The sequence below is a fragment of the Streptomyces sp. NPDC007189 genome (genome assembly GCF_040703635.1).
Classification (GTDB): Bacteria; Actinomycetota; Actinomycetes; order Streptomycetales; family Streptomycetaceae; genus Streptomyces.
In genome coordinates this window covers 141,248-158,211 of sequence record NZ_JBEYEY010000021.1, presented here as the reverse complement: position 1 = coordinate 158,211, position 16,964 = coordinate 141,248, and the positions used below count along the sequence as shown (strand labels likewise).

Here is a 16,964-nt window from a genome sequence, read left to right as displayed (position 1 = left end):
GACCAGCTCGACACCGCCATCGAACACAAGGGCAAGGGCGACCTCGCCGCCCTCCTCGCCGGCGGCGACACCTGGACCGTCATCGGCTGACGACGCCCTTCCGTCACGAGGCCCGGGACCGAGCGTCCCGGGCCTCGTCGTATGCCCGGCGGGCGCTGAGCACGTCGTCCATGCGCCGCTCGGTCCACCGGGCCAGCGCCCGTACCTGTTCCGCCGCCTCACGGCCGAGGTCGGTCAGCGAGTAGTCGACGCGCGGCGGGATGACGGGCTTGGCGTCCCGGTGCACAAGACCGTCGCGCTCCAGGGTCTGGAGAGTCTGCGTGAGCATCTTCTCGCTGACGCCGCGTCCGCCGAGGCCGCTGATCGCCCGGCGCAGCTCGCTGAACCGGTAGGGGCGGTCGAGGAGCTGGATCAGCACCAGCACCCCCCAACGGCTGGTGACGTGCTCCAGGACCAGGCGGTGCGGGCACATGGCCTCGGCGTCGCCCAACCGATCACTTACCGACATGCTAGTACCTTACTTCAAAGTGGGTACTTTCCAGAAGTTAGCGCAATTCCTAGGGTGAGTGGCATACCCACCACACAAGGAGTCGTGAACCATGAGCATCGTCGTCACCGGAGCCACCGGCCACCTCGGCCGCCATGTCGTGGAGCAGCTGCTGGAGAAGGTTCCGGCGGAGCAGATCACCGCCGTCGTGCGCGACAAGGCGAGGGCCGCCGACTTCGCCGCCCGCGGGGTCAAGCTGGCCGTCGCCGACTACAACACGCCCGAGACCTTCGAAGACCTGTTCGCCGCCGGCGACAAGGTTCTGCTGATCTCCGGCAACGAGTTCGACAAGGGCCGGGTGGGGCAGCACCAGGTCGTCATCGACGCGGCGAAGGCCGCCGGCGTGGCGCTGCTCGCGTACACCAGCGCCCCGGGCAGCCTGACCGCCGCGCTCGCCGACGACCACCGGGCGACGGAGGAGGCGCTGCTCGCCTCCGGCCTGCCGTACAGCCTGCTGCGCAACGGCTGGTACCACGAGAACTACACCGAGAACCTGGCCCCGGTGCTGGAGCACGGCGCGGTCGTCCAGGCCGCCGGCGACGGCCGGGTCTCCTCGGCCGCCCGCGCCGACTACGCCGCCGCGGCGGTCGCGGTGCTCACCGGCGAGGGCCACGGGAACACGACGTACGAGCTGGGTGGCGACGAGGCGTGGAGCTTCGCCGAGTACGCGGCCGAGCTGAGCCGGCAGACCGGCAAGGAGATCGCCTACACCCCGGTCTCGGTCGAGGCCCTCACCGGCATCCTGACCGGCGCCGGGGTGCCCGGGCCGCTCGCCGCGATCCTGGCCGGCGTGGACGCCTCGATCGAGAAGGGCGAGCTGGCGATCACCTCCGGCGACCTGTCGCGGCTGATCGGACGCCCCACCACTCCGCTGGCCGAGGCGGTCACCGCCGCCCTCAAGGGCTGATCCCGGATCCCGCCCGGCTGTCACCCTTTGGCCACCCCGGCCGTCACCCCTTGGCCACCCTGGCTGTCACCCCTTGGCCACCCCGGCTGTCATGACCGTATGGCGATACGCGCATGACAGCCGGGGGTCCTCGGCGCTACCTTCGTTCTCGCGTGTCTGACTGCGAGAGGAGGGGCCGGTGGCCGAGAAGTCCAAGGGTGAGCACCGGATAGGCCTGCTGAACGGTTTCGCCGCCTACGGCATGTGGGGCCTGGTGCCCTTGTTCTGGCCCCTGCTGAAGCCCGCCGGGGCGATGGAGATCCTCGCCCACCGCATGGTGTGGTCGCTGCTCGTCGTCGCCGTCGCCCTGCTCTTCGTCCGGCGCTGGGCCTGGGCGGGGCAGCTGCTGCGCCAGCCGCGCCGGCTCGCGCTGGTCACCGTGGCCGCCTGCGTCATCACCGTGAACTGGGGCGTCTACATCTGGGCCGTGAACGCCGGCCACGTGGTCGAGGCCTCCCTCGGGTACTTCATCAATCCGCTGGTGACCATCGCGATGGGCGTGCTGCTCCTGAAGGAGCGGCTGCGGCCCGTGCAGTGGGCGGCGGTCGCCACCGGCCTCGCCGCCGTCGTCGTCCTGACCATCGGCTACGGCCGCCCGCCGTGGATCTCCCTGATCCTCGCGTTCTCCTTCGCCACCTACGGCCTGGTGAAGAAGAAGGTCGACCTCGGCGGCGTCGAGTCGCTGGCCGCCGAGACCGCGATCCAGTTCCTGCCCGCGCTCGGCTATCTGCTGTGGCTCGGCGCGCACGGCAGGGCGAGCTTCGTGAACGAGGGCGCCGGGCACGCCGCACTGCTCGCCTCCACCGGTCTCGTCACCGCGGTACCGCTGGTCTGCTTCGGCGCGGCGGCGATCCGCGTCCCGCTGTCCACGCTGGGCCTGCTGCAGTACCTGGCGCCCGTCTTCCAGTTCCTGCTCGGCATCTTCTACTTCCACGAGGCCATGCCGCCCGAGCGCTGGGCCGGGTTCGCGCTGGTCTGGCTGGCGCTGATGCTGCTCACGGGCGACGCGCTGCGCTCCGCGCGCCGGGGTGCGCGAGCGCTCGCCAGGGCGACCGCGGCTCCGGGCAACGGCCTGCCCACCGGCACGGCCGGGGCCGTACGCACGGCGGAGAGCGTGCACCCCGAGCCCGTCCCGGACGCGGAGAACGTGACCCCCGGACCTGATCCGGAGGCGGAAGCCGCGACGCCGTAGCCGTAGCCGGGCGTCGTCAAGAGGCCGTGAGGGCGGAACCGGCCGGGGGTGTTTGCGCGGAGACGACCGGGAGCTGAGCCGGGATGACCGAGTCCTGAGCAGAGGTGATCGGGAGCCTGCGCGGAACTGCCTCCTCCGGCAGGCGGGCACGGCTATAAGTGGTCACCATGACCACCCCGACACCCGGCGCCACGCCGACGCCCGCGCCGCTGCACTGGAAGCTCGTCGTCGACGCGGCCGACCCGCACGCCCAGGCCGACTTCTGGGCCGCCGCGCTGCACTACACGGCCGAGGACAACAGCGCCCTGGTCGAGCGGCTGCTGTCCCTCGGCGCGCTGCCCGTCGAGGCCACGGTCGAGTACCGCGGCCGGCCCGCCTTCCGCGATCTGATCGCCGTACGGCATCCCGAGGACCCGTACGACCCTCAGACCGGCACCGGGCTCGGGCGGCGGCTGCTGTTCCAGCGCGTGCCGGAGGCGAAGACCGTCAAGAACCGGCTCCACCTCGACCTGCACGTCGGCCCGGAGCAGCGCGCGGCGGAGGCGGCCCGGCTGGAGGCACTGGGCGCGCGCGTGGTGCGCGAGGTGAAGGAGCCCGCCGGGCAGTGGCTGCTGATGACGGACCCGGAGGGCAACGAATTCTGCCTGCAGTAGGAATGCTGACCTGCAGTGGGCGGGACTGTGCGGGTGCCGCCGGTTACGGCCGCGCGGCGCGGGCCGCCCGGTCGGCGAGGCGGACCATGCGGGCGCGGGCCGACTCCAGCGGGCGCGGGTCGTCGGCGGCGGGGCCCGGCTCTGCGGTGAGGTCCGTCCACAGCTCGATCAGGTCGTGGCCGAGCCGCAGGCCCTCCTCGGGGTCGCGCACCGCGCGCCACGCCGTCGCCGCGCTCTGCACGTTCCCGTAGGCGGCCTCCGCGTCCCGCGCCTGCCGGCGCAGCCGGGCGAGGTCCAGGGACTGCCGGCAGGCGCGGACCGGGTCGCCTCCCAAGTAGGCGATGTAGGCGGACAGTTCGCGCAGGTGCAGCACCTCGGCGTGGCGGGGGCCCAGCACGGTGGTCGCCTCGGTGACGGTACGGTCGGCGAGTTCCGCCGCCGCCTCGATACGGCCGGACCGCACGGCCTCGTTGATCCGCGTCATGGGCTCGGCGAGCAGCTCGGCGCCCTCCGCGGTCTCGGTCACGGGTCCGTCCCCGAGTACCTCCTCCGCCACGGCGTCGAAGCCCCGGGGAGGAGTGGGAGTGGCCGTGGTCGGGGCCATGGAGACGGGGTCGGGTTCCGGGACGGCCGCGACGGGTGCCGGGGGCTGCACGGCCCGCATGACCGGCGCGGGGCCGAACTGTCCCGTCGGCGCCTGTGAGGTACCGGCCGGAACGGGCTGCGGCTGCGGCTGCGGCTGCGTCGCGGGGGGCGCGTCCTGCACGCCCTTCGGCGAGGAGGCGTCCGCGACGGCAGGCTGCTCCGGCGACACCCTGGCCGGCTCGCCCCGCGACACCCCGGCCGCCGTCCCCGACTGCGCCTGTGTGGCTGCGTCCGCCGCGCTCGGGTTCACCGGCGCGGCCACCCGGACCGCCTCCCCCGTGACCCGGCTGGAGCCGTCCGTCGAGACCTCCAAGGGAACCACGCAGCCCTCACGGTCGTCCTGGATCGTGGCGCGTATGGGGGCGCCGACGCTGATGGCCAGGCGCTGGAGGTGGTCGAGGACGGCCTGCTGGATCTCCTCGCCCGGCGCCGCCACCACCGACGTCCCGCCCACCGACGCGCCTCCCGCGCCGAACACCCGGACCGGTATCACCGCCGGATGCGCCGCGGGCTGCTGCGCCCGCTTCTTCTCGAAGCTGAGTCGAGACATCGGTTTTTCCCTCACTCCCCCGGCGTCGCGATCCGGTCGTAAGCGTCCTGCCAACCAGTGTGTCGGCCCGCTTCGGCTTCCGCGTCACCGCAGCGTCACAGCCTCGCACCAGCCGCACCCCGGCACCCGGCGCGGTGCCACCCCTGGCGCGCATTGCTTGCGTATGCATAAAATGCATGCGCCTTTATCAGTCGTACGGCAGCACACCCTGGGGGACCCATATGAGCCGTCGTTTCCTCTTCGTCCTGGGCAGCGCCCGTGCCGAAGGCAACACCGAGCTGCTGGCCCGCGCGGCGGCCGAGCAACTGCCCGGCGACGTCGAGCAGCGCTGGATCCGCCTGGCCGAGCATCCCATGCCCGACTTCGTGGACCTGCGGCACGACAGCGACCACGTGCGGCCGCCGTCCGACGGCACCACCGGTCTGCTGCTGGACGCCACCCTCGCGGCCACGGACATCGTGATCGCCTCGCCGCTGTACTGGTACTCGGTGTCCGGCCTCACCAAGCGCTACCTGGACTACTGGTCGGCCTGGCTGCGCACCCCCGGCATCGACTTCAGGGCGACCCTCGCCGGCCGCACGCTCTGGGGCGTCGCCGCGCTCGCCGACTCCGAGCCCTCGGTCGCCGACCCCTACGTGGGCACGCTCAACAACTCGGCCGCCTACCTGGGGATGCGCTTCGGCGGGGTGCTGCTCGGCAACGGCAGCGCGCCCGGTGACGTGCTGAAGGACGCCGACGCGCTGGCCCGCGCGAAGACGTTCTTCGCACAGGACGCGCCCCTCGCGCGGTTCCCGTACCAGACCGCCTAGCACGCTCTTCAAGTCGGGGAACGCCTACGCGCTGATGTCCTTCGTCGTGAACCGCGCCCAGGCCGCCGAGCCGAACACGGCCGCGTACAGCGCCTGCAGGCCGAGGTTCTTCGTCAGGTCGTCCCAGTAGACGGGGTCGCGCATCAGGTCGGCGAAGGACAGCCAGTAGTGCGAGAAGAAGTACGGCCGCAGGGCGTGCAGCTGGGGTATCTGGTCGAGTATCTGCACGGTGATGAGCAGTCCGACGGTGGTGGCCATCGCCGCGATGCCGCTGCTCGTGAGCGTCGACACGAACAGGCCGAGGGCGGCCACGCCGACCAGTGAGGCCGCGACCACGAGGGCGATCAGCAGAGCCCGGGCAAGGCCTTCGGCGAAGCTGATCCGCGTACCGGATATCGTCGTCAGCTCGCCCAGCGGGAAGAGCAGCGCACCGACGATCAGCGCGGAGACGGCGACGACCAGCGTGGCCAGCACGCAGAAGGCCAGCACCGTCGTGTACTTCGTGAGCAGCAGCCGGGTACGGCCGGCCGGCGCGACCAGCAGATAGCGCAGGGTGCCCGCGCCGGCCTCGCCCGCTATCGCGTCGCCCGCGACGACCCCTACGGCCATCGGCAGGAAGAACGGCAGCGTCGCGGCGAGGGCCGTGAACACCAGGAACAGGCCGTTGTTGGTGATCTGCGTGATGAACGCCGGGCCCTGGCCGCTGTGGTCCGCCGTCCCGCCGCCCCGCGTCTGGATCTTCACCGCGATCCCCACCAGCACCGGCACCGCGGCCAGCACCCCGAGCAGCGCGAGCGTGCGCCATCGGCGCAACGTCGTGACGAGCTCACTGCGCAGCAGCCCGAGCGTCCACAGGGGGCTCGGCCTGCGTGCGGCCGGAACGGGGACCCGCTCGGGTCCTGGTGCTGGCCCGGACGCGGAGACCGGCTCGGCCTCCGGAGTTGTCCCGGACACGGGGACCGGCTCGTCACTCGGGAATGTCTCAGCCCGCGACATCGAAGCCCTCCCCCGTCAGTGCCACGAACGCGTCCTCCAGCGAGGCCCGTTCGACCGTGAAGCCCCGGACCCGTATCCCCGCCGCGACCAGGGCCGCGTTCACCTCGGCCAGGTCCCGCGCCGGCGGTTCGCCCGTGACCCGCTCACCCTCGGCGGTGACGTCTGCGACGCCCTGTTCCTTCAGCACTCTGGCCGCCTCTGCCGGATCCGGGGTCGTCACCACCAGCCGGCCGCGCGCCCCGGCGGCCAGGTCGGCCACCGCGCCCTGGGTGATGAGCCTGCCGCGTGCCATGACCGCGGCATGGCTGCAGACCTGCTCGATCTCGTCGAGGAGATGGGAGGAGAGGAAGACCGTCGTGCCGTCGGCGGCCAGCTCACGGATCAGGGCGCGGATCTCGCGCATGCCCTGCGGGTCGAGGCCGTTGGTGGGCTCGTCCAGCACGAGCAGCCGGCGCGGCTGGAGCAGCGCGGCGGCGAGACCCAGGCGCTGTTTCATGCCGAGCGAGTACGCCTTCGCCTTCTTGCCGGCGGCCGCCGCGAGACCCACCCGGTCCAGGGCGGAGGCGACGCGGGCACGCCGCGTGCGGGGGTCGGCGGTCGGGTCGGCGGCGTCGTAGCGCAGCAGGTTCTCCCGGCCGGAGAGGAAGCCGTACAGGGCCGGGCCCTCGATGAGCGCGCCGACCTGGGGGAGGACGGACCGGGCCGCCCGGGGCATCGGGCGGCCCAGCACGCGGACCGTGCCCGCGGTCGGCTCGATCAGGCCCATCAGCATGCGGATGGTGGTGGTCTTGCCCGAGCCGTTCGGACCGAGGAAGCCGAAGACGCTGCCCGCCGGGACGGTCAGGTCGAGGCCGTCGACGGCGAGCTGTCCGCCGCGGTAGCGCTTGGTCAGGCCACGGGTTGCGATGACGCTCGCCTCCGCGTCCCCCGGGACACGCTCCTCCGGCTGCCCCGGGGCACGCTCCTCCGCGTCCCCCGCCTCCCGCTGCGTGGCGGACGGTCCGTCCATCGGCTCCCCCTCGATGCGTGCTCTTCTGAAGGGTCAACGCACGGTCACGGTCCGTAGTGCCCGAAGCGGATCACTTTCCCGCGTCGGCCGCCTTCACCAGGGCGTCCTTGGTCACCGCGCCGACGTACACCTTGCCGTCGTCGGTGATCAGGGCGTTGACCAGACGGGTGGAGAAGACCGTGCCCTTGCCGAACCCGCCCGACACCTTGTCGCCCAGCGAGCCGAGGAAGCCGCCGAGGTCACCGGCCTTGGACCCGGTCGGCAGGCCGCCCTTGGCGCCGGTGTCGAAGGTGGCGATGGACGTCCAGCCCTTGCCGAGGACGTCGGAGCCGTTCATGCCCTTGCCGAAGCCCTCGCCGGCCGCCCGCTCGTGCTTCCCGGGCGCCGTGTCCTGCTTCTGCTCCGTCACCTTCGCGCCCTTGGGCGGGGTGAAGGCGAAGGTGGAGGCGGCCGGCTTGGCGAAGGAGACCTGGGCGAAGCCCACGTCGAGGACGGCGGCGCCGCCGCTCTTCGGGGTCAGCGTGAACTTCAGCGGCATGCCCGTCTTCGCGTCGACGGCGATGCTGATCGCGCCGACCGTGGTGCCGGACTGGCGGGGCTTGACCAGCAGCTTGTAGGCGTCACGGCCGGCGACCCGCTCGGTGCCGTCGACGGTGACGGACGTGGTGTCGTCCACCGACTTCAGCGCCTGGTCGGCGAAGTCCTTAGGCGTGGCCGGGGGCTCGGCCCGGTGCTCCTTGCCGGAGTCGGCCGAGGTGCCGTGATAGACCTCGTTGCTCTTGCTGTCGTAGCCCCACACGTTCCTGCCGTTGTGGATGAGGCTGTACTCCGAGCCGCTCTCCAGCAGCGACAGCTTCTGCTTCTCCGGGCCGTCGGCGGCGACGCGCAGGGTGTGCGTGCCGGAGACCAGCTCGGTGAGCTTGGACTGCGGGTCGGCGGAGGAGCCGTCCCCGGAGCCCTTTGCGGCGCCGGAGGCCAGGCTGTTCTCCAGGCCACCGAGGTCGGGCAGGCCGAGGTCGGTGTCGATCCGCACGGTCCCGGACATCTGCTGCACGTCCGATTTGGCGATCTTCTCGATGAGCTGCTGTGCGGTGATCTTGGGCAGGTCGGGGTCACCGGAGGCGGCGAGCGCCGGGACCAGACCGATCGTGGCCGCAGCCACGCCCACCACCGCGACCGGGACCGCGTAGCGGGCGGCCTTGCGGCGGCCGGCGTGCGCTTCCTCGTCCCGCGTGGCGTCCACTCGTGCGGCGTCCACTGCGTCGTCGGATTCGTACGGTGCCATGTCTGCCTTACCTCCGTCGTCGGCGGCGGCTGTTCTCACGCTGGTCCACCCGAGCCGCCATTCTCACCCGAATCGGTGAGGAGTGGTGATTTCCGTGGTTTCCATCTCACCAAATCGGCCTTGAGGAAGCGTCAGACCTCGGAGCCAACTCCGCGTACTCCTGCGGTATGACGCGCAGGGCACCCGGCTCCGCCGACCCGTAGGGGTCTCATCAGAACGGAGGGGGCCGTACGGGGCGGGGAGGGTCGCGCGGGCACGAGCGCGATGGCGTACGGGCACGCGCGCGTGGCCGTACGAGTGGTGGGCCGTCGGAGGCCGCCGTGGCGCGGCCGCCGGAGACGTGTGGGGCAGGGCCGGGTCAGCCGGCGCGGTGGACGACCGCGTCGCACAGCTCCAGCAGCGCCGCCTTGGCGTCGCACTCCCGCAGCGGGGCGAGCGCGGCGCGGGCCTCCTCCGCGTACCGGACGGTGTCCCGGCGGGCCTGCTCCAGCGCGGGGTGGGCGCGCAGCGCGGCCAGCGCCTCGGCGTGCCGGGCGTCGTCGCTGAGGTCGGAGTCCAGCAGCTCGCACAGGGCGACGTCTTCGGGCAGCCGCAGGCGGGCGGTGCGCTCGCGCAGCCGGAGCACGGGCAGCGTGGGGATGCCCTCGCGCAGGTCGGTGCCCGGGGTCTTGCCGGACTCGTGGGAGTCGGAGGCGATGTCCAGGACGTCGTCGGCGAGCTGGAAGGCGACCCCGAGCCGCTCGCCGTACTGGGTGAGCACGTCGACGACCGTCTCGTCGGCACCCGACATCATCGCCCCGAACCGGCAGGACACGGCCACCAGCGAGCCCGTCTTGCCGGCGAGCACGTCCAGGTAGTGCTCGACCGGGTCGCGGCCGTCCGAGGGGCCGGCGGTCTCCAGGATCTGGCCGGTGACCAGCCGTTCGAACGCGAGGGCCTGCACCCGGACCGCCTCGGGGCCGAGGTCGGCGAGGATCTGGGAGGCGCGGGCGAAGAGGAAGTCACCGGTGAGGACCGCGACGGAGTTGCCCCAGCGGGTGTTGGCGCTGTCCACACCGCGCCGCACGGCCGCCTCGTCCATGACGTCGTCGTGGTACAGCGTGGCCAGGTGGGTCAGCTCCACGACCACGGCCGACGGCACGACGCCCGGCGCGTAGGGGTCGCCGAACTGGGCCGCGAGCATCACGAGCAGCGGCCGGAACCGCTTCCCGCCGGCCCGTACGAGATGCTGCGCTGCCTCCGTGATGAACGGGACCTCGCTCTTGGTGGCCTCGAGCAAGCCTTCCTCGACAGCCGTCAATCCGGCCTGGACATCGGCTTCCAGAGCCTGGTCCCGCACGCTCAGCCCGAACGGCCCGACGACGGTCACGAGGGGTCTCCTGTCTGCTGGTGTCTGCTGGCGATTACACGGTTTGTCGATAGGTCGCTGCCATCACTCAAGTCAGCGTATCCGGTCCCTGTTCGATCACCGATAGCGCCCACCGGTCCAGCCCGGGTGCTATCAGATCATGACCGGTATGTTTTCGATCAAGTGGTAAAAACGGACATTCATCGACTTAACAGGAACCCACCCGCTTTGTCGCGAACGACAGGCGGGCGGAGTAACCCCGCACACCCTCCCCGCGCCACCGCGATCACCTACGACACCGACAGACACCGCGATCAGCACGACAACGACGGGCACCATGCCACGGGTTCCACCACTCAGCCGATCCGCGCAAATACCCCATATCGGATTTGGCATACTTTGTTATTTCGTGAGTTGGGTCACGCGCGGTCTCGCACGCGGGAACCCGCCACGCCTCTCTCCCTCCTTGCCCGACCGGCGAGTTGAGGCTTGGCAACCGCAAAGGATCAAGTACCACATATGGCATCGGCCAAGGTCAAATGGGGCGTTGTGTGACGCAGACACTTGTTCCCGGCGTGTGCTCTCGCATACCTTCCCGGCCGTCGGGCGGACGCCGAATCCTGCCGCCGCCCGCTCACCCATCCACGGACCATTCGTACGGCAGGAGCGGGGGACCCAGGTAAGTCGCCGGACCGGTCGGCACCGCACCGCACCGGTACGGCTAGGGGTGAAGCCGTGTCTCTTCCGGGCACGGCCGGGCACCTCCCCGCCCGAACCCGACAGCTCACCTCGCAGGCGTAGGAGAGGAACGTCCCCATGCCTGCAGCCGCTCGGCACCGCCGACCCCGCAACAGCCGCCTCGCCCGCGTCCTCGCCGCCACCTGCGCCGGCGCCGCCGTACTCGCCCTGCCGCTCATCGGCGCCACCAGCGCCTCCGCGGCCACCACGAGCAGCACCACGACCCCCACCACCCCCGCGGGGCACCCGGGCAACGTGGACGGCTGGATCCGCCAGTCGCTCGCGATCATGTCCCAGAAGGGCATCCCCGGCACCTACAACGGCATTTACCGCAACATCATGCGGGAGTCCTCCGGCAACCCGAACGCCGTCAACCTGTGGGACTCCAACGCCGCCGCCGGCATCCCGTCCAAGGGACTGCTCCAGGTGATCGACCCCACGTTCAACGCGTACCACGTGGCCGGCACCTCCTTCAGCCCGTACGACCCGGTCGCCAACATCACCGCGGCCTGCAACTACGCCGCCGCGCGCTACGGGTCGATCGACAACGTCCACAGCGCCTACTGACGCCCCCCAGACAGTCCACAGCCCACTCCCTGAGGCTCCCTGTGGCCACAGACCGCTCCCTGAGGGCCCCCTGTGGCCACAGCCCACTCCGTGAGAGCCCCCTGCGGCCACGGACCACTCCCTTAGGACCCCCTGCGATCCACGGACCGCTCCTGAAGGACCCCTGCGGCGCATAAAACCGCTCCCTGAGGGCCGCCGCGCCCCCACGGGACGCCCCCTGAACGGTCCCGCGACCCGGCCGCTGCCGACGCCGCGGGCCGCCCCGACCCCGGCCGCCCGGCACGTTCCCCGCACCTGACGAGCGGGGGCGTACCGGGCGGCCGGTCGGCATCCGGCGCACACGCGCGCGTGCCGCACCCGGCCGGTGCCGGCCTCCTCCAGGCGGCCGCGCACCGATGTGCCGGTCAGTCGGTCCGGTGCGCGAGGGTCAGTGGACCGGAAACAGTCGTTCGAGGGCGACGGCGACGCCGTCGTCCTCGTTCGACAGGGTGATCTCGTCGGCCACCGCCCTGAGTTCGGGATGCGCGTTGGCCATGGCGATCCCGCGCCCCGCCCAGTCGAACATCGGGATGTCGTTGGGCATGTCGCCGAACGCCAGCGCCTCCCGCGCCGCGATCCCGAGCCGCTCGGCGGCCAGCGCGAGACCGGTCGCCTTGGTCACCCCGGACGGCTGCAGTTCCACGGTCCCCGGCCCGGACATGGTGACCGTGGCCAGCGAGCCCACCACCGCGCGCGCCACGGCCGCCAACTCGTCGTCCGACAGGGCGGCGTGGCGCAGCAGTACCTTGCTGATCGGCGCGCACCACAGGTCGTCGCGCCGGCCGACCCGCACCGCCGGCAGGGTCGGGTGCGGCATCCGGTACCCGGGCTCGATGAGCGTGAGACCCTCCACGCCGTCCTGGTCGACGGCGGCGTAGACCTGCCCCACCTCGGCCTCGATCTTGCCGAGCGCCGTCTCGGCCAGCTCCCGGTCCAGCCGGACCGACCACAGCAGCCGGCCGGTCCCGGCGTCGTAGACCTGTGCGCCCTGTCCGCACACCGCGAGCCCCGTGCAGCCGAGGCGCGCGAGCAGGGGCCGTGCCCGCGGGGCCGGGCGGCCCGTCACCACCAGGTGCCGGGCGCCGGCCCGCGCCACCCGCGCGAGCGCGGCGAACGACCGGTCGGAGACGGTGTCGTCGCCGCGCAGCAGCGTTCCGTCCAGGTCGGTGGCGATCAGTGCATATGCGGGGGAGGCTGCCATGATCAGAGAATACGGATACCGCGCCTCCTCGACTCACCGTGCCGTGCTGCGCACTTGCGTGCTGACCGGCCCCAAGTGGCGCCCGCCGGCTCCCTGCTGGCCGACTTGGAGGTGACCGGACGTGGGCCGGTTACGTGACACATCCGGACCGGGTTTTGCGCGCCCAAGTCAGCCGTGGGCCGACGCCAGGTGTTTCGCCAGGCGCGGGGAGGCGAACTCCGTGCCGCAGACGAAACGCATCACCGGGCCGTACGACGACGCCGCAGGCAGGCCGGTGAAGTACAGGCCGGGGACGGACGACACGAAGCCGGCGCCGAGCTTCGGGGCGCCGCGACTCACCGCGAGCCGGGTGCGCAGTCCGTGGCCGAGGAAGTCCATCGCCGCGATGTCGACGCGGTAGCCGGTGGCGGCGATGACGTGGTCGGCGGTGAGCCGCTCGGTGCGCCCGCCGTGGGTGCGGACGGTGAGGTCGGGGCTGCCGTCCGGCGCCTCCGCGGCCACGACCCGCTGCACGTCCTGCACCTGTACGGCGCTCTCGAAGCGCTCGCGCAGCCACCAGGCTCCGAGCGGGCCGAGGACCCGGCGGACCAGGAAGTGCCGGGTGGCCTCGGGCAGATAGCGGTAGGGGTGCGGGTAGTAGCTGAGCGCCCACAGCGACCAGGCGCGGCCGAACGGGGACTCGGGTCGCAGCTTCGGCTGCTCCCAGGGCGGGGCGCCGAAGGCGACCCGGCCACGGCCGCGCGCGACGACACGCACGCGTGCCCCCGCTTCGGCCGCGAGCGCCGCCGTCTCCAGCGCGGACTGGCCGGCGCCGATCACGATCAGTTCCTTGCGGGCGAAACAGCCCAGGTCATGGTGCTGGGAACTGTGCGAGACCGCAGCGGTGGGCGCCGGCCCGTCGGCCGCGGCCCCCGCGAGCTCCGCCGGCAGATGCGCCAGGCCCGACAACCCGGTGGCGACGACGACCGCTCGCGCGGTGAACATCTCGCCCGAGTCCAGTTTCAGTTCGAAGCCGCCGCTGTTGTCGCGGTCCGCGGAGACCACCCGCACCCGCTCCAGGCCGGGCACCAGCTTCTGCTGGAACCACTCGCCGTAGGCGATGAACGTCTCCGCCGGGATGATGTCCTCGTCGGTCACCAGGCGGCGGATCCCAGCCGCGTCGCAGTAGTCGGCGAGGGTGTGTCCGTGCTGCGGGCAGTCGAAGTTCGAGGCGGCGGGTGTGGACTTCAGGAGCATGCCCTCGGGCATGTGGTCGCGCCAGCTGACCATGGGGTCGCCGAAGACGCGGACGGCAATGCCGCGCGCCCGCAGATGGGCGGCGGTGGACAGGCCGAACGGCCCGGCCCCGATCACTGCAACCGGTCGAGTCACGAAGTCCCTCCCCAGGACACGGTGTGCCACGCGCGGTGGCCTTGCCTACTTCGTGGAAGTGCCGCTGCCGCGGCGGTTGGTCCGCCACAGCTGGTACAGGTGCTTCGCGCCCGGGCGCACGAAGCGGGCGAGCATCGTGAGGAACGGCAGCGGGTCGTCACCCGCGAACCAGGCCAGCTCCGTCCCGCTCGCCTTCGCCGGCGCGTGCGGCGTCGTATAGCCGCTGCGGCGGTAGGCGAGGAGGGCGGGCAGGTCGATGTTCTCCACGATGTAGCGGTGGCCGGCCCGCTGTTCCCCCTCCGGAACGGGGCGGCCGGTCAGGTTCAGGTGCATGGCGCGTACGACGTCCACTCCCGACTCGTTCTCGAACAGCCGGAACTGGGCGCCCATGCGCGGGTTGAAGTCGAGAAGCTTGTACTGTCCGTCGCGCCGGTCGAAGCGCAGGTCGAGGTCGATGATGCCGCTGTAGCCGATCTGCTTGATGAAACGCGCGGCGAGGTCGGTGAGTTCCGGGTTGTCGACGACGTACGCGTTGGCCGTCATGCCGGCGTGCGGCGGCCAGGAGCGCACCTTGACGCCGGTGAACAGCGCGAGCGGGCTGGAGTCCTGGTCGAAGCAGGCGTGCACGATCCAGTCCTCGGCCTCCTCGCGCGGCAGGTACTCCTGGAGGATCACGCCGGGGCTCTCGCCCCAGTCACGCGCGAGGGAGAGCAGCCCCGCGCGCGTGGCGATCTTCGTGGTGCCGTTGACGGCAGGCTTGCTGCGCCGGACGAACGCCTCCCGGTTCTTGGCCACCACCGGGAAGCGTGCCGTGTCGGCGAAGGCGACGATGTCCTCGTACGACTCCGGGAACGCCGACGCGGGGCTGGACAGGCCGTGCTCGACGCACAGTTCGTGCAGGCCCTGCTTGCTGGCGAGCCGGCGCGGCAGCCCCGGGTCGACGCGCGGGAACAGAAAGGAACCGGCCAGCTCGTCCTGATGCTCGGCGATCAGTACGGCGGCCTCCTCGTCCGTGGGGACGAGGACGGTGGGGCGGCCGATGCGGCGGCCGATGCGCAGCAGGCCCTCCACCAGGTGACCAGGGTTCTCGGCGCCGGTCGTCGGCCACACGAAGGCCTTCTTCAGATAGCGCGAGGACGCCGCGGGCGTGTACGCGTCCTCCGTGATGGCATACATGGGCACACCGAGCCGGCCCAGGCTGCGGATGGCGCCGACGCCGCCGTGGTGCAGCGGATAGTCGCCGAACTTGACGATCAGTCCCGGCACGTCCCGGTTCGCCTCGAATGGCACACCGACGGTGTCTCCGGCCACGGGTCCCCCCACGTGTCCCCCCAATGGAACGGACCCACCCCGTCCGTGTCCCAAAGGACGCTAAGCCGGAATTGCCGCCTCCGACAAGGCCTATTCGGACATTGCGAACTCTTTAGGCGGGGTGCGGGCAACCTTTTGAAGACCCCTCGACACGCACCTTTCGGACACTTCCCGGACACTCCTCGGGGCTAGGCATGGGGCTCTGCCCAAGACACGCATCACGGCCGTAACGTGTGGCCCGACCACATGGAACGATCGCCATGCACGGCCCGGATGAGAGTGAGGCAGCACCCCATGCCCCCCTTCAACGTCCCCGAGGGCGACCCCTTCGGCCCGCACAACCTTCCCTATGGCGTGTTCTCGCCCTCCGGCAGCACGGAGCGCAGGGTCGGTGTCCGGCTCGGGGACCAGGTCCTCGACGCGGGCGCCGCGGCAGCCGCCCTGGGCTCGCCGTACCACGCACTGCTGGCGCGGCCCACCCTCAACGCGCTGCTGGCCGCCGGCCGCCCGGCCTGGTCCGAGGTACGGGGCGCGATCACGGACTGGGTCACCGACCCCGCGCACCGCGAGGCCGTCGAGCCGCTGTTCCACCCCCTGTCCGAGGTGACCCTGCACCTGCCCTTCGAGGTGGCGGACTACGTCGACTTCTACGCCTCGGAGAACCACGCCCGCAACGTCGGCCGGATCTTCCGCCCCGACGCCGAGGACTCCCTCACCCCCAACTGGAAGCACCTGCCGATCGGTTACCACGGCCGCTCCGGCACGGTCGTCGTGTCGGGCACGGACGTCGTACGGCCGTCCGGGCAGCGCAAGTCCCCGGCCGACCCGGCACCCGTCTTCGGCCCGTCGGTCCGGCTGGACATCGAGGCCGAGGTCGGCTTCGTCGTGGGCGTCCCCTCCACGCTGGGCAGCCCGGTGCCGCTGGACCGCTTCCGCGACCACGTCTTCGGGCTGTGCCTGCTCAACGACTGGTCCGCACGCGACATCCAGGCCTGGGAGTACGTCCCCCTCGGCCCCTTCCTCGGCAAGTCCTTCGCAACCTCCGTGTCGGCGTGGATCACCCCGCTGGAAGCGCTGGAGCACGCGCGCGTGGCGCCTCCCGAGCGCACACACCCGCTGCTGCCCTATCTGGACGACTCGGCGCCCGGCATCGAACCCGGCGGCTACGACCTGCGGATCTCCATCGCCGTCAACGGGCACGTGGTCTCCGAGCCGCCGTTCTCGACCATGTACTGGACCGCCGCCCAGCAACTCGCCCACATGACCGTGAACGGCGCCTCGCTGCGCACCGGCGACCTGTACGGCTCGGGCACGGTGAGCGGCCCCGAGGACCGCCAGCGCGGCTCGCTGCTGGAGCTGACCTGGAACGGCCGGGACCCCCTCGACCTCCCGGACGGCAAACGCGCCTTCCTGGAGGACGGCGACGTGGTGACCCTCTCGGCCTGGGCCCCTGGCGCCAACGGTCTCCGTGTCGGCCTGGGGGAGGTCAGCGGGCGGATCGCGGCGGGCTGACGGACAGTGGCACCGCCTGAACGCGGGCGCCGGCGTCCTGGTGATCCCGCCACCGCCGGCGCTCGTCTCCCCCGCCGCCGCCCTGTGGCTGCGTGACGCTGCCGCGCCGGTGGGGCGGGCACGCCGACGCGAAGGGAAAAGGCGGCCGGAACCGCGGAACGGATCGTCTCCGAGACCTGACTCCGGCCGCCCCTCACCGTCATACTGGGCGGGCACGCACCACGCGACGCGCCCGCGGCGCATCG

At 71.9% G+C, this 16,964-nt stretch carries 15 protein-coding genes and 1 riboswitch; of the genes, 6 read left to right on the top strand and 9 right to left on the bottom strand.

Annotated features, from left to right (window positions below; genetic code table 11):
* Positions 1-103: 103 nt before the first annotated feature.
* Positions 104-508, bottom strand: coding sequence for a helix-turn-helix domain-containing protein (locus AB0950_RS34050; protein ID WP_360575209.1), 405 nt, complete (start codon positions 506-508; stop codon positions 104-106).
* Positions 509-599: 91 nt separating this feature from the next.
* Here AB0950_RS34050 and AB0950_RS34045 point away from each other — a divergent pair, with 91 nt between their 5' ends.
* The 3 genes from AB0950_RS34045 to AB0950_RS34035 all read left to right on the top strand — a co-directional run bounded on the left by AB0950_RS34045 (position 600) and on the right by AB0950_RS34035 (position 3,338).
* The gene (locus AB0950_RS34045; protein ID WP_366780155.1) at positions 600-1,454 is read left to right on the top strand and encodes an SDR family oxidoreductase; all 855 of its coding nucleotides are present in this window, start codon (positions 600-602) and stop codon (positions 1,452-1,454) included.
* Positions 1,455-1,632: 178 nt separating this feature from the next.
* Positions 1,633-2,685: an EamA family transporter RarD gene (rarD, locus tag AB0950_RS34040; RefSeq protein ID WP_360159596.1), complete on the top strand. Its 1,053-nt coding sequence runs from the start codon at positions 1,633-1,635 to the stop codon at positions 2,683-2,685.
* Positions 2,686-2,852: 167 nt separating this feature from the next.
* A complete protein-coding gene (locus AB0950_RS34035; RefSeq protein ID WP_360575211.1) occupies positions 2,853-3,338 on the top strand; it encodes a VOC family protein in 486 nt (161 codons plus the stop codon).
* Between the two features lie 43 nt (positions 3,339-3,381).
* Here AB0950_RS34035 and AB0950_RS34030 read toward each other — a convergent pair whose 3' ends face one another.
* Positions 3,382-4,533 carry a hypothetical protein gene (locus AB0950_RS34030; RefSeq protein WP_366780154.1) on the bottom strand — a complete coding sequence of 384 codons (1,152 nt, stop codon included), beginning with the start codon at positions 4,531-4,533 and terminating at the stop codon, positions 3,382-3,384.
* A 221-nt stretch (positions 4,534-4,754) separates the two neighbouring features.
* On the opposite strand from AB0950_RS34030, the gene AB0950_RS34025 reads away from it, so the two are divergent.
* Positions 4,755-5,342, top strand: coding sequence for an NAD(P)H-dependent oxidoreductase (locus tag AB0950_RS34025; RefSeq protein WP_366780153.1), 588 nt, complete (start codon positions 4,755-4,757; stop codon positions 5,340-5,342).
* Positions 5,343-5,366: 24 nt separating this feature from the next.
* On the opposite strand, the gene AB0950_RS34020 is transcribed toward AB0950_RS34025, so the two are convergent.
* The 4 genes from AB0950_RS34020 to AB0950_RS34005 all read right to left on the bottom strand — a co-directional run bounded on the left by AB0950_RS34020 (position 5,367) and on the right by AB0950_RS34005 (position 10,001).
* Positions 5,367-6,338: an ABC transporter permease gene (locus tag AB0950_RS34020; RefSeq protein ID WP_366780152.1), complete on the bottom strand. Its 972-nt coding sequence runs from the start codon at positions 6,336-6,338 to the stop codon at positions 5,367-5,369.
* A complete protein-coding gene (locus tag AB0950_RS34015) occupies positions 6,325-7,347 on the bottom strand; it encodes an ABC transporter ATP-binding protein (protein ID WP_366780151.1) in 1,023 nt (340 codons plus the stop codon). Before AB0950_RS34015 ends, AB0950_RS34020 begins: the two co-directional genes overlap by 14 nt.
* A 70-nt stretch (positions 7,348-7,417) precedes the next feature.
* Positions 7,418-8,632 (bottom strand): sigma-E factor regulatory protein RseB domain-containing protein, encoded by a 1,215-nt coding sequence (locus AB0950_RS34010; protein ID WP_360159586.1) that lies wholly within the window; start codon positions 8,630-8,632, stop codon positions 7,418-7,420.
* A 358-nt stretch (positions 8,633-8,990) separates the two neighbouring features.
* Positions 8,991-10,001: a polyprenyl synthetase family protein gene (locus tag AB0950_RS34005; RefSeq protein WP_366780150.1), complete on the bottom strand. Its 1,011-nt coding sequence runs from the start codon at positions 9,999-10,001 to the stop codon at positions 8,991-8,993.
* A gap of 580 nt (positions 10,002-10,581) precedes the next feature.
* A riboswitch (cyclic di-AMP (ydaO/yuaA leader) is annotated at positions 10,582-10,793 on the top strand.
* Positions 10,794-10,796: 3 nt separating this feature from the next.
* Here AB0950_RS34005 and AB0950_RS34000 point away from each other — a divergent pair.
* A complete protein-coding gene (locus AB0950_RS34000) occupies positions 10,797-11,285 on the top strand; it encodes a transglycosylase SLT domain-containing protein (protein ID WP_366780149.1) in 489 nt (162 codons plus the stop codon).
* A 427-nt stretch (positions 11,286-11,712) separates the two neighbouring features.
* On the opposite strand, the gene AB0950_RS33995 is transcribed toward AB0950_RS34000, so the two are convergent.
* The 3 genes from AB0950_RS33995 to AB0950_RS33985 all read right to left on the bottom strand — a co-directional run bounded on the left by AB0950_RS33995 (position 11,713) and on the right by AB0950_RS33985 (position 15,186).
* Positions 11,713-12,525 (bottom strand): HAD family hydrolase, encoded by an 813-nt coding sequence (locus AB0950_RS33995; protein WP_366780148.1) that lies wholly within the window; start codon positions 12,523-12,525, stop codon positions 11,713-11,715.
* A 168-nt stretch (positions 12,526-12,693) separates the two neighbouring features.
* Positions 12,694-13,896: an FAD-dependent oxidoreductase gene (locus AB0950_RS33990; protein WP_366780147.1), complete on the bottom strand. Its 1,203-nt coding sequence runs from the start codon at positions 13,894-13,896 to the stop codon at positions 12,694-12,696.
* Positions 13,897-13,941: 45 nt separating this feature from the next.
* Entirely contained in the window at positions 13,942-15,186 is a 1,245-nt protein-coding gene (locus AB0950_RS33985) for an ATP-grasp domain-containing protein (protein WP_366780146.1), read from the bottom strand.
* A 315-nt stretch (positions 15,187-15,501) separates the two neighbouring features.
* Between AB0950_RS33985 and fahA the strand changes: the two genes are divergently transcribed.
* Positions 15,502-16,719, top strand: coding sequence for a fumarylacetoacetase (fahA, locus tag AB0950_RS33980; protein WP_366780145.1), 1,218 nt, complete (start codon positions 15,502-15,504; stop codon positions 16,717-16,719).
* The last annotated feature ends 245 nt before the right edge of the window (positions 16,720-16,964 follow it).